Source organism: Paraburkholderia sp., from assembly GCF_047605525.1.
Taxonomy (GTDB): Bacteria; Pseudomonadota; Gammaproteobacteria; order Burkholderiales; family Burkholderiaceae; genus Paraburkholderia.
Map to the genome: position 1 here is coordinate 196,201 of NZ_JASGFN010000015.1, position 16,513 is coordinate 212,713.

Annotated in this window: 17 protein-coding genes; 16 read left to right on the top strand and 1 reads right to left on the bottom strand. The window is 63.9% G+C overall.

The features are described from left to right. The first annotated feature begins 69 nt into the window (after positions 1-69). The 5 genes from QM685_RS22280 (at position 70) to QM685_RS22300 (ending at position 3,052) form a co-directional block, all read left to right on the top strand. A complete protein-coding gene (locus tag QM685_RS22280) occupies positions 70-621 on the top strand; it encodes a type 1 glutamine amidotransferase domain-containing protein (protein ID WP_415119372.1) in 552 nt (183 codons plus the stop codon). Between the two features lie 115 nt (positions 622-736). Beyond that, positions 737-1,309: a DUF4142 domain-containing protein gene (locus QM685_RS22285; RefSeq protein WP_415119374.1), complete on the top strand. Its 573-nt coding sequence runs from the start codon at positions 737-739 to the stop codon at positions 1,307-1,309. Beyond that, positions 1,306-1,650 carry a DUF1488 domain-containing protein gene (locus QM685_RS22290; protein ID WP_415119376.1) on the top strand — a complete coding sequence of 115 codons (345 nt, stop codon included), beginning with the start codon at positions 1,306-1,308 and terminating at the stop codon, positions 1,648-1,650. The genes QM685_RS22285 and QM685_RS22290 overlap by 4 nt, the downstream gene beginning before the upstream one ends. Before the next feature lie 91 nt (positions 1,651-1,741). Further along, positions 1,742-2,323 carry a hypothetical protein gene (locus QM685_RS22295; protein ID WP_415119378.1) on the top strand — a complete coding sequence of 194 codons (582 nt, stop codon included), beginning with the start codon at positions 1,742-1,744 and terminating at the stop codon, positions 2,321-2,323. A 285-nt stretch (positions 2,324-2,608) separates the two neighbouring features. Next, positions 2,609-3,052, top strand: a complete 444-nt coding sequence (locus tag QM685_RS22300; RefSeq protein WP_415119380.1) for a ferritin-like domain-containing protein — start codon at positions 2,609-2,611, stop codon at positions 3,050-3,052. A gap of 212 nt (positions 3,053-3,264) precedes the next feature. Here the strand turns inward: QM685_RS22300 and QM685_RS22305 are convergent, their stop codons facing one another. Next, positions 3,265-3,603 carry a BON domain-containing protein gene (locus QM685_RS22305; RefSeq protein WP_415119382.1) on the bottom strand — a complete coding sequence of 113 codons (339 nt, stop codon included), beginning with the start codon at positions 3,601-3,603 and terminating at the stop codon, positions 3,265-3,267. Between the two features lie 513 nt (positions 3,604-4,116). On the opposite strand from QM685_RS22305, the gene QM685_RS22310 reads away from it, so the two are divergent. The 11 genes from QM685_RS22310 to QM685_RS22360 all read left to right on the top strand — a co-directional run. Then, positions 4,117-5,598 (top strand): RNA polymerase factor sigma-54, encoded by a 1,482-nt coding sequence (locus QM685_RS22310; RefSeq protein WP_415119384.1) that lies wholly within the window; start codon positions 4,117-4,119, stop codon positions 5,596-5,598. Positions 5,599-5,814: 216 nt separating this feature from the next. Further along, on the top strand, positions 5,815-6,990 hold the full coding sequence (locus tag QM685_RS22315; RefSeq protein WP_415119386.1) for a pyridoxal phosphate-dependent aminotransferase: 1,176 nt from the start codon (positions 5,815-5,817) through the stop codon (positions 6,988-6,990). 97 nt (positions 6,991-7,087) lie between these two features. Further along, the gene (locus tag QM685_RS22320) at positions 7,088-7,519 is read left to right on the top strand and encodes a YeeE/YedE family protein (RefSeq protein ID WP_415119388.1); all 432 of its coding nucleotides are present in this window, start codon (positions 7,088-7,090) and stop codon (positions 7,517-7,519) included. Between the two features lies 1 nt (position 7,520). Then, positions 7,521-7,952 carry a DUF6691 family protein gene (locus QM685_RS22325; protein ID WP_415119390.1) on the top strand — a complete coding sequence of 144 codons (432 nt, stop codon included), beginning with the start codon at positions 7,521-7,523 and terminating at the stop codon, positions 7,950-7,952. A 148-nt stretch (positions 7,953-8,100) separates the two neighbouring features. Then, positions 8,101-9,891 carry a S10 family peptidase gene (locus QM685_RS22330; RefSeq protein WP_415119392.1) on the top strand — a complete coding sequence of 597 codons (1,791 nt, stop codon included), beginning with the start codon at positions 8,101-8,103 and terminating at the stop codon, positions 9,889-9,891. A 143-nt stretch (positions 9,892-10,034) separates the two neighbouring features. Next, entirely contained in the window at positions 10,035-10,781 is a 747-nt protein-coding gene (locus tag QM685_RS22335; protein ID WP_415119394.1) for a FadR/GntR family transcriptional regulator, read from the top strand. Positions 10,782-10,948: 167 nt separating this feature from the next. Continuing rightward, a complete protein-coding gene (locus tag QM685_RS22340; protein WP_415119396.1) occupies positions 10,949-11,692 on the top strand; it encodes a (Fe-S)-binding protein in 744 nt (247 codons plus the stop codon). Continuing rightward, positions 11,689-13,092 carry a lactate utilization protein B gene (locus QM685_RS22345; RefSeq protein ID WP_415119398.1) on the top strand — a complete coding sequence of 468 codons (1,404 nt, stop codon included), beginning with the start codon at positions 11,689-11,691 and terminating at the stop codon, positions 13,090-13,092. The genes QM685_RS22340 and QM685_RS22345 overlap by 4 nt, the downstream gene beginning before the upstream one ends. Continuing rightward, a complete protein-coding gene (locus tag QM685_RS22350) occupies positions 13,079-13,663 on the top strand; it encodes a LutC/YkgG family protein (protein WP_415119400.1) in 585 nt (194 codons plus the stop codon). Before QM685_RS22345 ends, QM685_RS22350 begins: the two co-directional genes overlap by 14 nt. A 132-nt stretch (positions 13,664-13,795) precedes the next feature. Further along, positions 13,796-15,559 (top strand): VRR-NUC domain-containing protein, encoded by a 1,764-nt coding sequence (locus tag QM685_RS22355; RefSeq protein ID WP_415119402.1) that lies wholly within the window; start codon positions 13,796-13,798, stop codon positions 15,557-15,559. Further along, a partial coding sequence (locus QM685_RS22360; RefSeq protein ID WP_415119404.1) for a DEAD/DEAH box helicase occupies positions 15,556-16,513 on the top strand: 958 nt, incomplete at its 3' end. The genes QM685_RS22355 and QM685_RS22360, both read left to right, overlap by 4 nt.

Sequence of the window (16,513 nt, forward strand, 5' to 3'; positions counted from 1 at the left end):
GCCCTGCAAACGCCTACCGGGTAAAGGCGTGGCGCGCCGGCGCACGAAGCGAATCAACGGAGAGTACGCATGACAGACGCATTGAATGGCTACAAGGTGGCGGTACTGGCAATGGATGGTTTCGAACAGGCGGAACTGATCGAGCCGAAACGCGCGCTCGCCGAAGCGGGCGCGACGGTACACGTCATTTCGGCGAAGCCCGGCAAGATCCAGGGCTTCAAACATGTCGACAAAGGCGACGCGGTCGAGGTCGACGCGACTTTCGACAAGGCACAACCCGATGACTACGACGCAGTCGTGCTGCCGGGGGGCGTGGTGAATGGCGATGCGATCCGGCTGTTGCCCCAGGCGCAGGCTTTCGTGCAGGCCGCGAACCATGCGAAGAAGCCGATCGCGGTGATCTGTCACGGCACGTGGCTGCCGGTCTCGGCGGGGATCATCAACGGACGCACGGTGACGAGCTGGCCGAGCCTGCAGGACGACATTCGCAACGCAGGCGGCACGTGGGTCGATCAGGAAGTGGTCGAGGACGGCAATCTGATTTCGAGCCGCAAACCGGCCGACCTGCCGGCGTTCAACAAGACGTTGATTGCACAACTGGCAAAGCGCAAGGCGGCATGAGCGCGAATGGCGATCGGCCACGCGCTTGAACGGGTTGCAGGCGGGGCGCGATTGGATTTTGCAAATGAGATTTTTCAAGCGCGGACGCTTCGCTGAATCAACAGGGAGAAAATGCATGAAATTCCGGTATTCCCTACAAGTGTTGACTGCCGCGCTGGCCGCGTTCGGCCTGAGTGCGGCAGCGATCGACACCGCCTGCGCGCAGGCGAGCGATGCACCCGCGAGCGCCGCGCCGGCCCACGATACGAAGCTCTCGCCGGCCGATCAGCAGTTCGTGCTCGAAGCGTCGAAATCCGATGCGACCGAAATCGCCGCCAGCAAGATCGCGCTGAAAAACTCGAACGATCCGCACGTGAAGCAATTCGCGCAGCAGATGATCAAGGACCATACGAAGCTGTCTCGCGGCATGGCGGCGCTGGTGGCGAAGAAGGGCTTCAGGCCGACGCCGTCCGCCGATTCCGCGCTGGTCGGCAAGCTGCAGACGTTGAAAGGCACCGCGTTCGATCAGGCCTACGTCGAACAGATAGGCGTGGAAGCACATCAGCGCGCGGTGGACCTGTTCCAGCAGCAAAGCGAAAGCGGCACCGACGCGCAGTTGAAGGCCGCGGCCAAACAGGCTCTGCCGCTCATCCGGCATCACCTCGAGATGGCGCAGCAACTCGCCGGCCAGTTGAAGGGCTCGTCATGAACGCGATCGTGCCGCGGGCTGCCTATGAGGACTCTCTTATGCAGATCAATTTTCCCGACGACAAACCCGCTTTCGATGGCGCGAACCTGACGGTGCGCTTCCTCGCGCGCGTGGATGGCGAGCCGGTCGAGTGCGCGATTACCGCGGAGGCACTGGAAGATCATTTCGGCGCCGAGTCAGCGCTCGAGCCGGCGTTGATGGCCGCGTTCGACAAGGGCCGCCAGCGCATCCGTTCGGTCTGCGCGGAAGCGCTCGACCAGAACAACGGAGAAGGCGTAGTGTTGCATAGCGGACTGTTCAGAGTGGAAGGCATGGAACCGGATCGCGGCGCTACGGCGTAGCGCCGCCGCGTGCCGCACCGCAACGCGCTTCGCTGGCGCGGCGCAAGGCGGCATGGTTCGCGAACGCCGTTCAACGATGCAAGGAGGCCTTATGTCACTCATCGTCGCAGCACGCTTTACGACTTTCCCGACCGCGGAAAACGCGGCGCAAAAGCTTTTCGATGCAGGCTTCGTCGAAGAGGACGTCACGCTGTTTTTCGTCAATCCGCGCGGCCAGCATGCGCGCTTTCCGATTGGCGGCGATACAGATACCGACCCGGGCGCGCGCGAGGCGCCGAAAGGCGCGGGAATGGGCGTGACGATCGGCGCGGTGATCGGCGCGGTCGTCGGTGTCGCGATCTTCGCGGCGTTTTCCGCGCCGCTGATCGTGTCGCTGATCGCCGCCGGGGTGGGCGCCTACGTCGGCTCGCTGGTCGGTGCGATGTCGCGCACGCGCGAGCGCAGACCCTCCGGTCACCGCGTCCCGTATCACGAGGAGTCGCGCGATTCCGGCGTTCTGGTTGCAGTGCACGTGTCGCCGGACAACCAGCCCGAGGCCGCGCGCGTGTTGCGCGAAGCAGGGGGCATGGCGATCGAGAAGGCAACCGGCCGCTGGCAGCAGGGGCGCTGGGCCGACTTCGATCCGCTGAGGACGCCGGAACCGCTCAACGAGTTCGAGGAGAAGCGGGCGTGATCTGAACCTGTTCGAAGTGCTCGCACGAAAAAGCGAAAAAGCTTTCCCCGAATAGCGGCCCGATTATCGGGCCGCTTTTTCATTTTCATCTACTGCGGAATGCGCAAACCCGACAGCATGGCCCGCGCGGCGCGGCGCCGCACAAAAAGCGGCACCGCGGCACGCCGGGCACGGCTCATGCGGGATCTTCCGCGAACCCCATCGCGCCGCAAGCCGACTCATCGTATTTCAATAACGGGCCGTGGGCGGTGGATTCGCTGTGAACGACACTCTGGGAGGTATTGAATGGCTACCAACATTGTTTCCGTGCTGAACGATCTGGTCGAAACGTCGAAGGATGGCGAAAAGGGCTTTCTCAAGGCAGCCGAGGATGCGCACGACGAACAGCTGAAGGCGATGTTTCGCTCCAGTGCCGAAGACTGCGCGCGCGGCGCGCGTGAATTGCAGGACGCGGTTCAGGCGATGGGCGGCAAGCCCGAAACCGGCGGCAGTTTGAGTGGCGCGCTGCATCGCGGCTGGGTCGATGTGACATCGGCGGTGACGGATCGCAGCGACCACGCCATCCTCGCCGAGTGCGAAAAGGGCGAGGACGTCGCGAAGAAACGCTACCACGACGCGCTTGAAAAGGAACTGCCGGCCGACGTGCGCGCAATTGTCGAGCGGCAATACCAGGGCGTGCTGCAAACGCATGACCGCGTGCGCGATCAGTATGCGGCGATGAAGCGCTAAGGCAGGCGAGGGCTCGCGTCTCGAATGGCGCGGGCCCTCGATGCACGCGTCGATGCATCGAGTTCGTCGTCCGCGTCTGCAAATGGAGAAGAAAAATGGCCGTGCAAGAAATTGCACGGCCATTTAAAGAAAAGAGCCGACGTGCGAGCCGGCTTTTTTCGACCTGCCTGTGTTCCATGCCGAATGGGCGCGAACCCTATCGGCGGTTGCGCTTATTCGGCAGCGACCTTCAGATGGTTCTTCACGCTCGCCACACCCTTCACGTTCTGCACGACTTCCTCGGCTGCCGATTTGTCGTCGGCCGAAGGCACCGAACCCGAAAGCCACACGACGCCCTTACGGGTCTTGACGTGGATATGCGTCGACTTGACGTTCTTCGCCGCAAGCAGATCCGCCTTGACCTTGGTCGTGATGGTGCTGTCGTCGATGTGCTCGCCGATCGATTCGGACGAAGCCGACGGAGCCGGCGCGGTCGTCTGCGCGGTGGCGTTCAGCGCGAATGCGACGACAGCAATGCTGCCTGCGGTCTTCAGAAGCTGGATTGTCTTCATGGTTTCTCCTTCGGGTGTTGATGAAAATGGCGGTCTTGTTGCCGGTGGCCGATCGCGGTCGAAACCGCTGATGACTCACGTGGGGTCGTTGCCGCTACGGTACCGTCAGGGGCCCGTTTCTCGACACCGGGCGAAAGCCCTTGCGCATGCCGGGGCCAACGTCCGTCCACGTGATGCAGATCCGCAAACAGCGTGCCCGCCGCGTTTTTGCACGCAGGTTTGTATGTGCGCGGGCGACGCGCGGACCACCGCGAACGCGGATTTGGACTGAGGAATAAGGCTTTCGACGGAGTACGCGACGCGGCATGGCTGCCCGCCGCGGGAGGTGTAAAAAAAGGGACCGGAAATTGCCTCTTCCTTGTAAAAACCGGCGGTCCGGGGCTGCGCAATTGGCGCGCCTGAAAAGACAAAGCGTAAGGAAAACAGCGGTTTGTGCAAACTGGTACGACAGTTGCTCTACAGAGTGAACGCGGCGCTTCGAGCCTTCAGCTACCAACGAACCGGACTTCCTCAATGCCTTCAATCGAACTACGCGCAAGGCAGTCGCTTGCGCTCACGCCTCGTCTGCAACAATCGGTGCGCCTCCTGCAACTGTCGGCGCTGGAGTTCCAGCAGGAGTTGCGCACGGCGCTCGATACCAATCCGTTCCTCGAGTACGATTCATCGGAAGCGGAAGATGTGGCGCTGGCCGGTACGTCGCCCAGCGAAGACCCGGGCGCGTTGCCCACCGCCGACACGCTGGCCGCCGCCGAGCCCGATGCGTTGCCCGCGGAAAGCGCCGGGGGCGAGGCACTTGAAAGCGCGGGCCCGGACGATATGCCGAGCGACTTTTCGGGCGATTACGGCACGCGCGGTTCGATGCGCCAGAACAGCGACGCCGACGGCAGCGATCCGGCCGAATGGGCCCGTTCGCAGCCGACGTTGCGCGAGCAGCTACACGATGCGCTGCGGCTATATCGCCTCGACGATCGCGACCGCGCGGTGGCGCGCTTCATCATCGAAGCACTCGACGACGACGGCTATCTGCGTCAGTCGCTTGCCGACCTTGCCGACAGCGTCGATCTCGAACCCGCGTTGACCGAGGAAGAACTGCGCGTCGCGTTGCGACTCGTGCAGTCGCTCGATCGTCCGGGGCTCGGAGCGCGTTCGCTGTCGGAATGTCTTGCGCTGCAGATCAATGCATTGCCCGCCGACACGCCGGGGCGCGGCATCGCGCTGGAGATCGCCGAGCATCATCTCGAACGGCTGGCGCGCCGCGAGCAGGCCGAACTGCAAAAGCAGATCGGCTGTAGCGCGGAAGCCTTGCGGGTGGCCTGCGCGCTGGTGCGCAAGCTCGATCCGAAGCCGGGCAATTGCTATGGCCGCACCGAGGATAACTACGTGGTGCCCGACGTGATCGTGCGCCAGGTGCGCAACAAATGGGTCGTGTCGATCAATCCCGCCGTGCAGCCGCGCGCGCGTATCCATCGCATGTATGCGCAGCTTTTCGCGCAGTCGGCGGGCGCGAGCCGTTCGCCGCTCGCGCAGCAGTTGCAGGAGGCGCGCTGGTTGATCCGCAACGCGCAACAGCGCTTCGATACGATCCAGCGTGTCGCCGAATGCATCGTCGCGCATCAGAAAGCGTTCTTCCAGTACGGTGAAATTGCGCTGAAGCCGATGGTGCTGCGCGACGTGGCCGACGAACTCGGTCTGCACGAATCGACGATTTCGCGCGCGACGGGCAACAAATATATGGCGACGCCGCGCGGCATTTTCGAGTTCAAGCATTTCTTCCCGCGCGAGCTCGGCACGGAAAGCGGCGGCACCTGCTCGGCCGCCGCGGTGCGCGCGCTGCTCAAGGAGATGATCGCCGCGGAGAATACACGCGATCCGCTGTCGGACGTGACACTCGCGAGGATGCTCGCGGATCAGGGTGTGCTGGTCGCGCGGCGCACGGTGGCGAAATACCGGCATTTGATGAAGGTGCCGCCGGCGGAATTGCGCCGCCAGCTTTAAATTAAATGCGCCGCGCCTCCGCACGGGGCTCGAAAGGAATCGGGAAGAGAGAAACCGGAAGAAGATTGCGCGAAGGGCCATGCGAGACTGTCCGCTCGCATGGCCCTTTCCCGTATCTGGACGTTTCATCGGCGTGCCATTACATTGGCGGGTCGAATAGAAATAGATCAACGAGAAATAGATCGCGGAACGGATCGGTAAAAACGGGTGAGCGCAATGAAGTATTCGAATCTGGTCGAGCGTCTGCAAGGGCGGCGCACGTCGGCGTGGGAAATTCATCGTGTCGCGCAACAGGCGGCCACCAATGGCGAAGACGTGATCGTGCTGAGCGTCGGCGATCCGGAGTTCCCGACGCCCGCGCCGATCGTCGAGCGCGCGATCGACGCGCTGCGCGCCGGCGATACGCACTACACCGCGATGTCCGGCCGCGAGTCGCTGCGCGCGGCGATTGCCGCGGAACATGCGCGCATGACCGGCTGCCCTGTCGGTTCGGCCAACGTGGTCCTGACCGCGGGCGCGCAGAACGGCGTCTTCTCGGTATCGCTGTGCCTGCTCGAAGCGGGCGACGAAGTGATCGTCCCGGAGCCGATGTACCTGACCTACGAGGCTTGCGTACGCGCGGCGGGCGCGACGCTGGTGGCGGTTCCGGTCGATCCGGCGCGCGCGTTTCACGTCGACTGCGACGCGCTCGAAGCGGCGATCACGCCGCGCACGAAGGCGATCTTCTTCGCGACGCCGTGCAATCCGACCGGCGTCGTGATGCAGCGCGCCGATCTCGAACGCATTGCGCGGCTCGCGTGCGAACACGACCTGTGGGTGCTATCCGACGAGGTCTACGCGGAACTGACGTTCGAGCGCGAGCATGTCAGCATCGCGTCGCTGCCCGGCATGGCGGAGCGCACGGTGACGCTCGGCAGCCTGTCGAAATCGCATGCGATGGCGGGGTGGCGGGTCGGCTGGGCGATCGGACCCGCCGTGCTGATCGAGCATATGGGACGGCTTGCGCTCGCGATGCTTTACGGCTTGCCGGGCTTCATTCAGCAGGCTGCGTTGACGGCGTTGCAGAACAGGGCGGAGATCGTCGCCGGGATCCGCGCAATTTACCGGCGCCGCCGCGACGTGGTGTTCGAGCGCTTGCATCGCGTGCGTGGCTTGCGCTGTTTGTTGCCCGAGGCCGGCATGTTCATGATGGTCGACGTGAGCGGCACCGGGCTCGATACGGTCGATTTCACGTGGCGGCTGTTTCGGGCGAAAGGCGTGTCGGTGCTCGATGCGAGCGCGTTCGGGGATACGGCGAAGGGGTTTGTGCGGCTGGGGCTGGTAGTGGATGACGCGAGACTGGTCGAGGCTTGTGAGCGGATCGCGGGGTTTGTGGAAGAGTTGCGGGGATGACCGGTGGAAACGCGCGGGGGCTTGCCGGGATAGCGGCGCGCGCTGTCATGGCGGTACTGCACGAATAGTTCTGCGCGAAGCAGTGAGGAGAAGAACCATGCTGATCGACGTCAACCATTTCACACCGGGCCTCTCACTGGCGGGAGGACTCGTCATCGGTCTCGCGGCCGCGGTGCTGGTGCTGTTCAATGGCCGCATCGCCGGCATCAGCGGCATTCTCGGCGGTCTGCTCGGCGGGGCTCGTGACGTCGGCTGGCGTGTCGCCTTTCTGCTCGGGCTGGTCGGCGCTCCGGTATTGGCGGCCTGGTTGGGCGCGCCTGTGCATGTCGATATCCGGTCGTCATGGAGCGGGCTGCTCGTTGCCGGCTTTCTGGTTGGTATCGGCACCCGCTACGCGAGCGGGTGTACGAGCGGACACGGCGTATGCGGGCTTTCGCGTGGGTCCGTCCGCTCGCTGGTCGCCACTGCAATCTTCATGGCCGTGGCGTTCCTGACTGTTTTCGTGCAACGGCATGTGATCGGAGGCTGACATGAGGGCACTCACGGCGTTGCTTGCCGGCCTGCTTTTCGGCGCGGGTCTGATGGTCTCCGGCATGGCGAATCCAGCCAAGGTGCAGGGTTTCCTCGACCTCGCGGGATGGTGGGACCCGTCGCTCGCGTTCGTGATGGCTGGTGCGATCGCAATCGGCTCGCTCGCATTTTTCGTGGCCAGGCGCCGCACCCGTTCGTATCTTGGATTGCCGATGCAATTGCCGACCACCACGGCCATCACGCCGAGACTGGTGATCGGCAGCGCGATATTTGGTGTCGGCTGGGGCCTCGTCGGTTTATGTCCGGGACCCGCGCTCGTCGCGCTCGGCGCCGGCTATCCGAAAGCCACGGGTTTCGTGGCTGCCATGGTGGCGGGTATGGCCGTCTTCGAACTGGTCGAGCGGGCGAAAGCGGCTATCCAGAGAGTGTAAGTGCGAAGCACGGCAGTTTGTAATGTCGAGCCTGTAATGAGCCCGACGGTTGACGCCGAGCAGACTTGCGTCAAGAATCGAGCGCCGGGTTCGTTGTCGGATCCGGTATCCGGCGCTTCAGCACGTTTCGACTCGTGGCGGAATCTTCATGATCCCTGGCTTCTATCCTTCATTGCGCCGGTCGCTGACGGCGGGATTACCCGTGGCCGCGCTGACTGCGACGCTTTCTCTCGCCAGTCTGGCGTCGTTCAGTGAACGTAGCATGGCGGCGGGGCTGACCGATTCGTCCAGCGCGGCGACGAGTACGGATACCGCGGCGTCCACGCCCGGCGCGCGTGGCCAGCGGCCCGACGCCGGCGGCTCGCCGGCCGGCGACTCGAGCGAGACGCGCGCCGAGCCGCGCAAGCGCATGGTTTCACGCAGCGACACGCAGACCGCCTCGAGCGCAACGGCTACCGCGGATGCGGCCGACGCAGCGGACAAGTCGCAACACCACGGCGAACCCTCGGCGGCAGCGGTTCCGGTGCCGCCGGAAACCTCGAGCATCACATCGCATTCGATTCGTCTCGACGGCCGCAAGCTCGACTACACGGCGACTGCCGGCAATCTGCTGCTGCACGACGACAAGACCGGCGCGGCCAATGCAAGCGTTTTCTATCTCGCGTACACGGTACCCACAAAAACGCCGTCGAGCCGCCCCGTCACGTTTCTGTTCAACGGCGGCCCCGGCGCCGGCAGCGTGTTCCTGATGATGGGTTCGTTCGGGCCGAAGCGCGTGCGCACGTCCAGTCCCGCGAGCACGCCACCCGCGCCGTACAAGCTCGACGACAATCCCGACAGCCTGCTCGACACAACCGACCTCGTCTTTATCGACGCGGTCGGCGCGGGCCTGTCGAAACCGGTCGGGCATGGCACGGGCAAGGAGTTCTGGGGCGTCGATCAGGATCTGCGCGCGTTTGCGCAATTCATCGATCGCTATCTGACGGTGAACCGGCGCTGGAATTCGCCGAAGTACCTGCTCGGCGAATCGTATGGCACCGCACGCGCCGCGATGCTCGCGTACGAGTTGGGGCAGAACGATATCGCGCTCAACGGCGTGATCCTGCTGTCGTCGGTACTCGACTCGTCGGCGTTCTCGCCGGGCTCCGATTTCAAAAGCGAGAGCTATCTGCCGAGTTTCGCGGCCATTGCGTGGTATCACGACAAGATCACGCCGAAGCCCGCGAGCTTGCCGGCCTTTCTCGACGAAGCACGTGCTTTCGCGCGCGGACCCTATGCCCAGGCGCTCGCGCAGGGCGATGCGTTACCCGACGACCAGCGCGAAGCGATCGCCGCGCGCGTCGCTTATTTCACCGGGCTCGACGTGGGCTTCGTGAAGCGCAACCGTCTGCGCCTTTATCCGTCGCGTTTTCGCAGCGAGTTGCTGCGCGATCAGTCGCGCAGCGTCGGCCGTTATGACGCGCGTTTCGAAGGTATCGATTTCGACGACGCGTCCGAGCGTCCCGACTTCGACGCGTCGGTGAACAGCGTGTCGAACGCGTTCAATGCCGCGCTTCATCAATATCTCGCCGAAGATCTGCACTTTACGCCCACGGAGCGCTACCGGGTCTTCAACGATGATGCACTGAAACAATGGGACTGGAAGCATCGCGAATGGTGGGGCGAGCGTTTGCAACTGCCGTACGCGGCCGGCGATCTGGCCGAAGCGATGCGGCAGAATCCGCAATTGCGCGTGATGTCGCTGAACGGCTATTTCGATCTGGCCACGCCGTTCTACGCGACCGAATATGCGCTCGCGCATCTCGGCATCGACGGGCCGCTGCGCGATAACGTGCGGATCGCTTACTACCCGACCGGTCATATGGTCTATCTCGACGATGCCGCGTTGCATGCGCTCAAGCGCGATCTGGTGAGCTTCTATACCGCGCAGCCGCATTGAGATTCTGATTCGTTCGCGCGATCCTTTAACGGCGACGCGCGCGGTGCTCGCCTGCCTGGCGCACGGCCGAACGGTATAATTTCACGCACCGCGGAGCAGCCGTCGCCGGCTGTTTCGTCAACCGGCTTTACCGATCGCAGCCTATGCCATTCACCCCGATCCCGTCCTTCACACGCAAACGCATTTCCGACGTGGTGTCCGAGCAGATCAAGCAACTGATCTCGGAGGGCACGCTGATGCCCGGTGACCGGCTGCCGGCCGAACGCGATCTCGCGGCGCAACTCGGCGTCTCGCGGCCGTCGTTGCGCGAAGCGCTGATCCGGCTGGAAGCGGACGGTTACATCGAAACGTCGGGGCGGGGCGGTTTTACGGTTGTCGACGTGACCGCGCCGATCATCTCGAAGCCGCTGGCCGAACTGCTGCTGCAGAATCCCCGCACCAGTGCCGACATTCTCGAGTTGCGCCAGGGCCTCGAAGCGATTTCGACGGTCTATGCGGCGCAACGCGCCACCGCGACGGACCTGAAGAAAATCCGCGCGGCGTTCGAAGCGCTGAAGGCCGCTTCGCTGTCGGGGGATCGCGTGAATCTCGCCGAACTGGACGCCGCGTTTCACCTCGCCATTGCCGATTCCACGCACAACGTCGCGCTTGCGCACGTGATGCACGGCATTCATACGCTGATTCGCGAGGGTATGCGCCGATATCATCGGTTGATCGACTACGATGACGCGATGGAAAAGCAGTTGATGAGTCAGCATCAGGCGATTTACGACGCGGTCGTCACGCGCGACGCGCAAAAGGCGCGCAAGGCCGCCGAGCGGCACCTCGCCTTCGTGCGCGAGATCTACAAGGACGAGGCGGCGAAGCCGTCCGCTGCCGTGAATTCCTGATTCTCCGCGTGCCGGGCTCGGGGAGCGGCGGCAGACCAGCACGCCGCTGATCGCTGATTGACACCATCGGCGGACTTTTCTATAGTCTTGGTCAGACCAACATGACCAAGCTTGGCCAGAATGCCGGAGCTGGCACCGTCCCCGCCGCCGCTTTTTCCAAAGAACCTATGAAAGTCGCGCTGTTTATCCCGTGTTTTATCGATGCGTTCTATCCCGAAGTGGGCATCGCCACGCTCGAACTGCTCGAACGCTTCGGTATCGAGGTCGACTATCCGCAGGAGCAGACCTGTTGCGGCCAGCCGATGGCCAATAGCGGCGCGCATGCCGACGCGGCGGCTACCGAACGGCTGTTCGCGCGTAACTTCGCGGGCTACGACTACATCGTCGGGCCGTCGGCGAGCTGCATTCATCACGTGCGCGCGCATCTGAGCGCAATCGAGCAGACCGACGAAGTGAAGAAGGTGCGCGCGAACGCTTATGAGCTGGTCGAGTTTCTGCACGACGTGATCGGCGCGCGCGAATTCCCGTGGGCCGAGTTTCCGCATCGCGTCGGCCTGCACAATAGCTGCAGCGCGCTGCGTCATCTGAAGGAAGCGTCGGTGTCGGAAATCGCGGATACGCCGTTTTCGAAGCCGCGCGCGCTGCTGGAACGGGTGAAAGGCATCGAGTTCGTGAAGCCGGCGCGGCCCGACGAGTGCTGCGGCTTCGGCGGCACGTTCTCGGTCACGGAAGAGGCGGTATCGGTGCGCATGGGCCAGGACAAGGTGCGCGATCATCTGAATGCCGGCGCCGAATACATCGTGTCCGGCGACATGTCGTGCCTGATGCACCAGCAGGGCTGCGCGGAACGCATGAAGGCCGACGCGCGTTTCATTCATATCGCACAGGTTCTCAATGGAGCGCGCGCATGAGCGGTACCGAGCACCGGATTGACCACGCGAAGGCGGCGGGCGCGTTCATCCAGAAGACCGAGCACGTCGCGTTTCACGACAGGCGTCTGTGGGATTTGCGCGAGAAGCGCGATGCGCAGGCGCATGGCATCGCCGAATGGGAAACGCTGCGGATGCTCGCGTCGGGTATCAAGGAACATACGCTGTCGCATCTGGCCGACTATCTGGAGCAGTTTGCATCGGCGGCCGAGGCCAATGGCGTGGTCGTGCATTGGGCCGCAACGGCCGAAGAGCACAACGCGATCGTCCATCAGTTGATGTCCGAGCGTGGCATGACCACGCTCGTGAAGAGCAAGTCGATGCTGACCGACGAATGCCGGATGCGCGAATACCTCGAACCGCGCGGCATGACGGTGATGGAAACGGACCTCGGCGAGCGCATCCAGCAACTCGATCATCAGGACCCGAGTCATATGGTCGTGCCCGCGGTGCACAAGCTGCGCGCGGACGTGGCCGAACTGTTCGGCCGCACCATCGGCACCGATCCGCAAAACAGCGACATTCACTATCTCGCCGAAAGCCAGCGGATGAATACGCGGCCGTATTTCGTGCGCGAGAAAACGGCCGGCATGACGGGCTGCAACTTTGCGGTGGCCGAGACGGGCACGGTTGTCGTGTGTACGAACGAGGGGAATGCGGATCTCTCCGCGAATCTGCCGCCGCTGCATATCGCGTCGATCGGTATCGAGAAGCTGATTCCGAAAGTTTCGGATCTCGGCGTGTTTATCCGCATGCTGTCGCGTAGTGCATTGGGTTCGCCGATTACGCAGTACACGTCGCATTTTCGCGCACCGCGTCCGGGCACCGAGATGCATTTTATTCTCGTCGATCATGGCCGCTCGGAACGGCTCGCGATGGAAGACTTCTGGTACTCGCTCAAATGCATTCGCTGCGGCGCGTGCATGAATACGTGCCCGGTATATCGCCGCAGCGGCGGATTGTCGTATGGCGGCACCTATTCGGGGCCGATCGGCGCGATCATCAATCCGACTTTCGATCTGAAACGCTATAGCGCGTTGCCGTTTGCGTCGACGCTCAACGGCAGTTGCACGAACGTGTGTCCGGTGAAGATCAATATTCACGAGCAGATCTATAAATGGCGCATGGTGATTGCCGAGCATCACGAAGTGCCGTTCGTGAAGCAGGAAGTACTGAAGATGGCGGGGCGTCTGCTAGCGAGTCCGACCTTGTATCGCGCGACGGTATCGTCGATGGGCGGCGCATTGCGGCGGCTGCCGAATTTCGTGCTCTATAACCCGCTCAATATCTGGGGCAGGCAACGCGACTTGCCGGACGCACCGAAGATGACTTTTCATGCGTGGTACAAGAAGAATCGTGGAGACGGCAATGGCAACGCGTGAGGCTTTTCTCGCCAAAGTGCGCGCCGCGCAGCCGGCTGCAAGACCGCGTCCAGATGTGCCGCTTTTCGATGCGGCCGGCGGCGATCTGCGCGCGCGCTTCACGGCGGCGCTGCAGGCGATGGGCGGCACCTGCGTCGAAGCGGCGAGCGCGAGCGACATCGGTGAACTGATTCGCGAGCGGTTTGGCGCCGGGGCGTCGATTGCGTCGGCGATTACGGAAGTGCCGGGTACGCGCCCGATCTCCCCGGACACGAACCCGGTTTCGCTGCAAGACATTGACGTCGGTGTGGTACGCGCGCGCTTCGGTGTCGCCGAAACGGGTTCGGTCTGGTTTAGCGAGCGTGAGTATGTCGTGAATGCGCTGGGCTATATCGTCCAGCACCTGATCGTGCTGCTCGATCCGGCGCAATTGCTCGACGGGTTGCAGGACGTCTATCGTCGCGACGATTTCCGCGACGCGCGTTATGCGGCGCTCGTCACCGGACCCTCGGCGACCGCCGACATCGAAGGCGTATTGATTCGCGGCGCACAGGGTGTGCGTTCCCTGACGGTCGTATGGATCGCGGCCTGACGCGTCCCATGCGGAAGGGATCGCGATGAAGAAGCCGCAACGCCAATAGCGGAAAAGTACGCACCGCCACCGGTTGCCGTATCGGACTTTGCTATCATCACTGTATAAACATACAGGTCAGGCAAAAAGCCCGTGGCAACCGCTGCTCAGCCGGAAATTCGCTCCGGCGTTCCTTATTACCTGCTCAATTTCGAACGCGCGCTCGCGTGGCTCGCCGCGCGTTACGACGATCTGCTCAACGACGAAGAACACACGTTTTTCGAGGTTTTCACGGGTTTGCCGCAGGCCTCGCGCGCGCTGCTGGTTCGCATGCTGATGCGTAAAGGCGCGCTGTTTCGCGCGAGCCGCCTTCACTATGACGAGATCGGCTGTCCATGGCAGGCCGCGATGCCGATGGCGGTGCATGGCTGGGTCGACGCCGAGCCGCTTCTGTCGCTCGACGACCTGTTCGCGCTCAGCACGCGCGCGCAATTGCTGGAAATCTTCACCGATACCATTGCGCTGATTCCCGGCGCGAAGACGTTGCGCAAACCGGAACTGCTGGAAAGGCTGCGCGTGTTTTACGAAAGCGGCGGCGAAGCTTCGTGCGCGCCGCGCCCGCTCGCCGCATGGCACGGCGGCACGACGGACCGCGTGCTGCACGTCGTGATCGCACCGCTGTGCGACCGCTTGCGGCTGATGTTTTTCGGCAATCTGCGGCAGGACTGGTCGGAGTTCGTGCTCGCCGATCTCGGCGTCTTCCGGTACGAAAAGGTGGCGTTCGAGCCGTCGTCGCGCGCGTTCCAGCAACGCGCGGACGTCGATGTCTATCTCGCGCTGCACGCGTGCCGCGAGGCGCTGGCATGGCTGTCTGTCGACGACGACGCGGCAGCATTGCGCGAACTCATTGCGACCGTCGGCGCGATCGAAACCGGCAACCCCTGGCTGCAAACGCGCCGCGCGAAACTGCTGTTCCAGATCGGCCAGGATTGCGAGCGCCGTCAGCAGTGGGGCACGGCACTGCCGGTGTACGAGGCGTGCGCGTGGCCCGGCGCGCGTCATCGGCGTATTCGCGTGCTCGAGCGCAGCGGGCGTTGCGATGAAGCATTCGCCCTCGCTGCGCAGGCGGCAGCCGCACCGGAGAGCGAGGAAGAAGCACAGCGCGTCGCGCGCATGGTGCCGCGCTTGCGGCGCAAATGCGGTGAGCCGGCGCCGCGCGCGCCGGCGGCGCGGCCGGTCGGGCGCAGCACGCTCGTGCTGCCGAAGCCCGACACGCCGCAGGCGGTCGAATACGTGGTGCGCGATCATTTGAGCTGCGATGCCGCGCCCGTGCATTACGTCGAGAATGCGCTGATCAATTCGCTGTTCGGGCTGCTGTGCTGGGAGCCGGTTTTCGCGGCGCTGCCCGGCGCGTTTTTCCATCCGTTCCAGCGTGGTCCGGCCGATCTGCACGCGCCGGATTTTCATGCGCGCCGCGCCGACCGGTTTGCCGCGTGTTTCGCCGAGTTCGACAGCGGTGTCTATCGCGAGACGATTCTGCGGCATCTGCATGGCAAGGCAGGTGTGCAATCGCCGTTCGTGTTCTGGGGGCTGCTGACGCCGGAGCTCGTCGCGCTCGCGCTCGACTGTCTGCCCGCCGCGCATCTGAAGCTATGGTTCGAGCGTTTGCTGCGCGACGTTCGCGGCAATCGTTCGGGCTTGCCGGACCTGATCCGCTTCTGGCCGGCCGAGAAGCGTTATGAACTGATCGAGGTGAAAGGTCCCGGCGATCGACTGCAGGACAACCAGATTCGCTGGCTCGCGTATTGCGCGCGGCACGGCATGCCGGTGCGCGTGGTCGACGTGCGCTGGGCCGGCCATGACGCGGAAGGCGCAACGCAGGCCGAAACACGCAGCGAAGCGGAGCGCGTCGTATGAGCTACGTGGTGGCCGTGCGCGCGATGTGCGAATTCACCGCGCGGCGGGGCGATCTCGATCTGCGTTTCACGCCCGCGCCGACGTCGCTCGAAGGCATCGCGGGACATCTGACCGTCGCCGGGCGGCGCGCGAGCGGTTACGAGACCGAGATCGCGCTGACGGGCACGCATCGCAGCCTGACGGTGCGTGGCCGCGCGGACGGTTACGACCCGGCGGCGAACCGGCTGGAAGAAGTGAAGACGTATCGCGGCGATCTCGCGCGAATGCCGGCCAATCATCGCGCGCTGCATTGGGCGCAGGCGCTCGTGTACGGTCATCTGCTGTGCCAGGCGCGCGGGCTCGCCGGGTTGACGGTCGCGCTCGTGTACTTCGATATCGGCAGCCAGAAGGAAACGGTGCTGACTCAACAGCACACCGCGCGCGAACTCGAGGTCTTCTTCGTCGAGCAATGCGAGCGGTTTCTCGATTGGGCGGTGCAGGAAGACGCGCATCGCGCCGCGCGCAATGCGGCGCTTGCCGCGTTGCAGTTTCCGCACGGAGCGTTTCGCCGCGGACAGCGCGAGCTCGCGGTAGCGGTGTATCGCGCGGCGCGGGACGGCCAGCCGTTGATGGCGCAAGCACCCACCGGCATCGGTAAAACGCTCGCGACGATTTTCCCCTTGCTGAAGGCTTGCGCCGAAGACCGCATCGACCGCGTGTTCTTTCTGACCGCGAAGACGCCGGGCCGCGCGCTCGCGCTCGATGCGATCGACACGCTGCGGCGAAGCAGCGCGTCGTTGCCGTTGAGAACACTGGAACTGGTTGCGCGCGACAAGGCCTGCGAGCATCCCGATAAAGCCTGCAACGGCGAATCGTGTCCGCTTGCGCGCGGTTTCTACGATCGTCTCGATGCGGCGCGCGCCGCGGCGCTGGCGGGGCCGCGGCTCGATCGCGCGGCGCTGCGCGACGCGGCGC

Coding starts and splice junctions, on each gene's coding strand:
- QM685_RS22280 (WP_415119372.1), top strand. CDS start 70: ATGACAGACGCATTGAATGGCTACAAGGTGGCGGTACTGGCAATGGAT.
- QM685_RS22285 (WP_415119374.1), top strand. CDS start 737: ATGAAATTCCGGTATTCCCTACAAGTGTTGACTGCCGCGCTGGCCGCG.
- QM685_RS22290 (WP_415119376.1), top strand. CDS start 1,306: ATGAACGCGATCGTGCCGCGGGCTGCCTATGAGGACTCTCTTATGCAG.
- QM685_RS22295 (WP_415119378.1), top strand. CDS start 1,742: ATGTCACTCATCGTCGCAGCACGCTTTACGACTTTCCCGACCGCGGAA.
- QM685_RS22300 (WP_415119380.1), top strand. CDS start 2,609: ATGGCTACCAACATTGTTTCCGTGCTGAACGATCTGGTCGAAACGTCG.
- QM685_RS22305 (WP_415119382.1), bottom strand. CDS start 3,603: ATGAAGACAATCCAGCTTCTGAAGACCGCAGGCAGCATTGCTGTCGTC.
- QM685_RS22310 (WP_415119384.1), top strand. CDS start 4,117: ATGCCTTCAATCGAACTACGCGCAAGGCAGTCGCTTGCGCTCACGCCT.
- QM685_RS22315 (WP_415119386.1), top strand. CDS start 5,815: ATGAAGTATTCGAATCTGGTCGAGCGTCTGCAAGGGCGGCGCACGTCG.
- QM685_RS22320 (WP_415119388.1), top strand. CDS start 7,088: ATGCTGATCGACGTCAACCATTTCACACCGGGCCTCTCACTGGCGGGA.
- QM685_RS22325 (WP_415119390.1), top strand. CDS start 7,521: ATGAGGGCACTCACGGCGTTGCTTGCCGGCCTGCTTTTCGGCGCGGGT.
- QM685_RS22330 (WP_415119392.1), top strand. CDS start 8,101: ATGATCCCTGGCTTCTATCCTTCATTGCGCCGGTCGCTGACGGCGGGA.
- QM685_RS22335 (WP_415119394.1), top strand. CDS start 10,035: ATGCCATTCACCCCGATCCCGTCCTTCACACGCAAACGCATTTCCGAC.
- QM685_RS22340 (WP_415119396.1), top strand. CDS start 10,949: ATGAAAGTCGCGCTGTTTATCCCGTGTTTTATCGATGCGTTCTATCCC.
- QM685_RS22345 (WP_415119398.1), top strand. CDS start 11,689: ATGAGCGGTACCGAGCACCGGATTGACCACGCGAAGGCGGCGGGCGCG.
- QM685_RS22350 (WP_415119400.1), top strand. CDS start 13,079: ATGGCAACGCGTGAGGCTTTTCTCGCCAAAGTGCGCGCCGCGCAGCCG.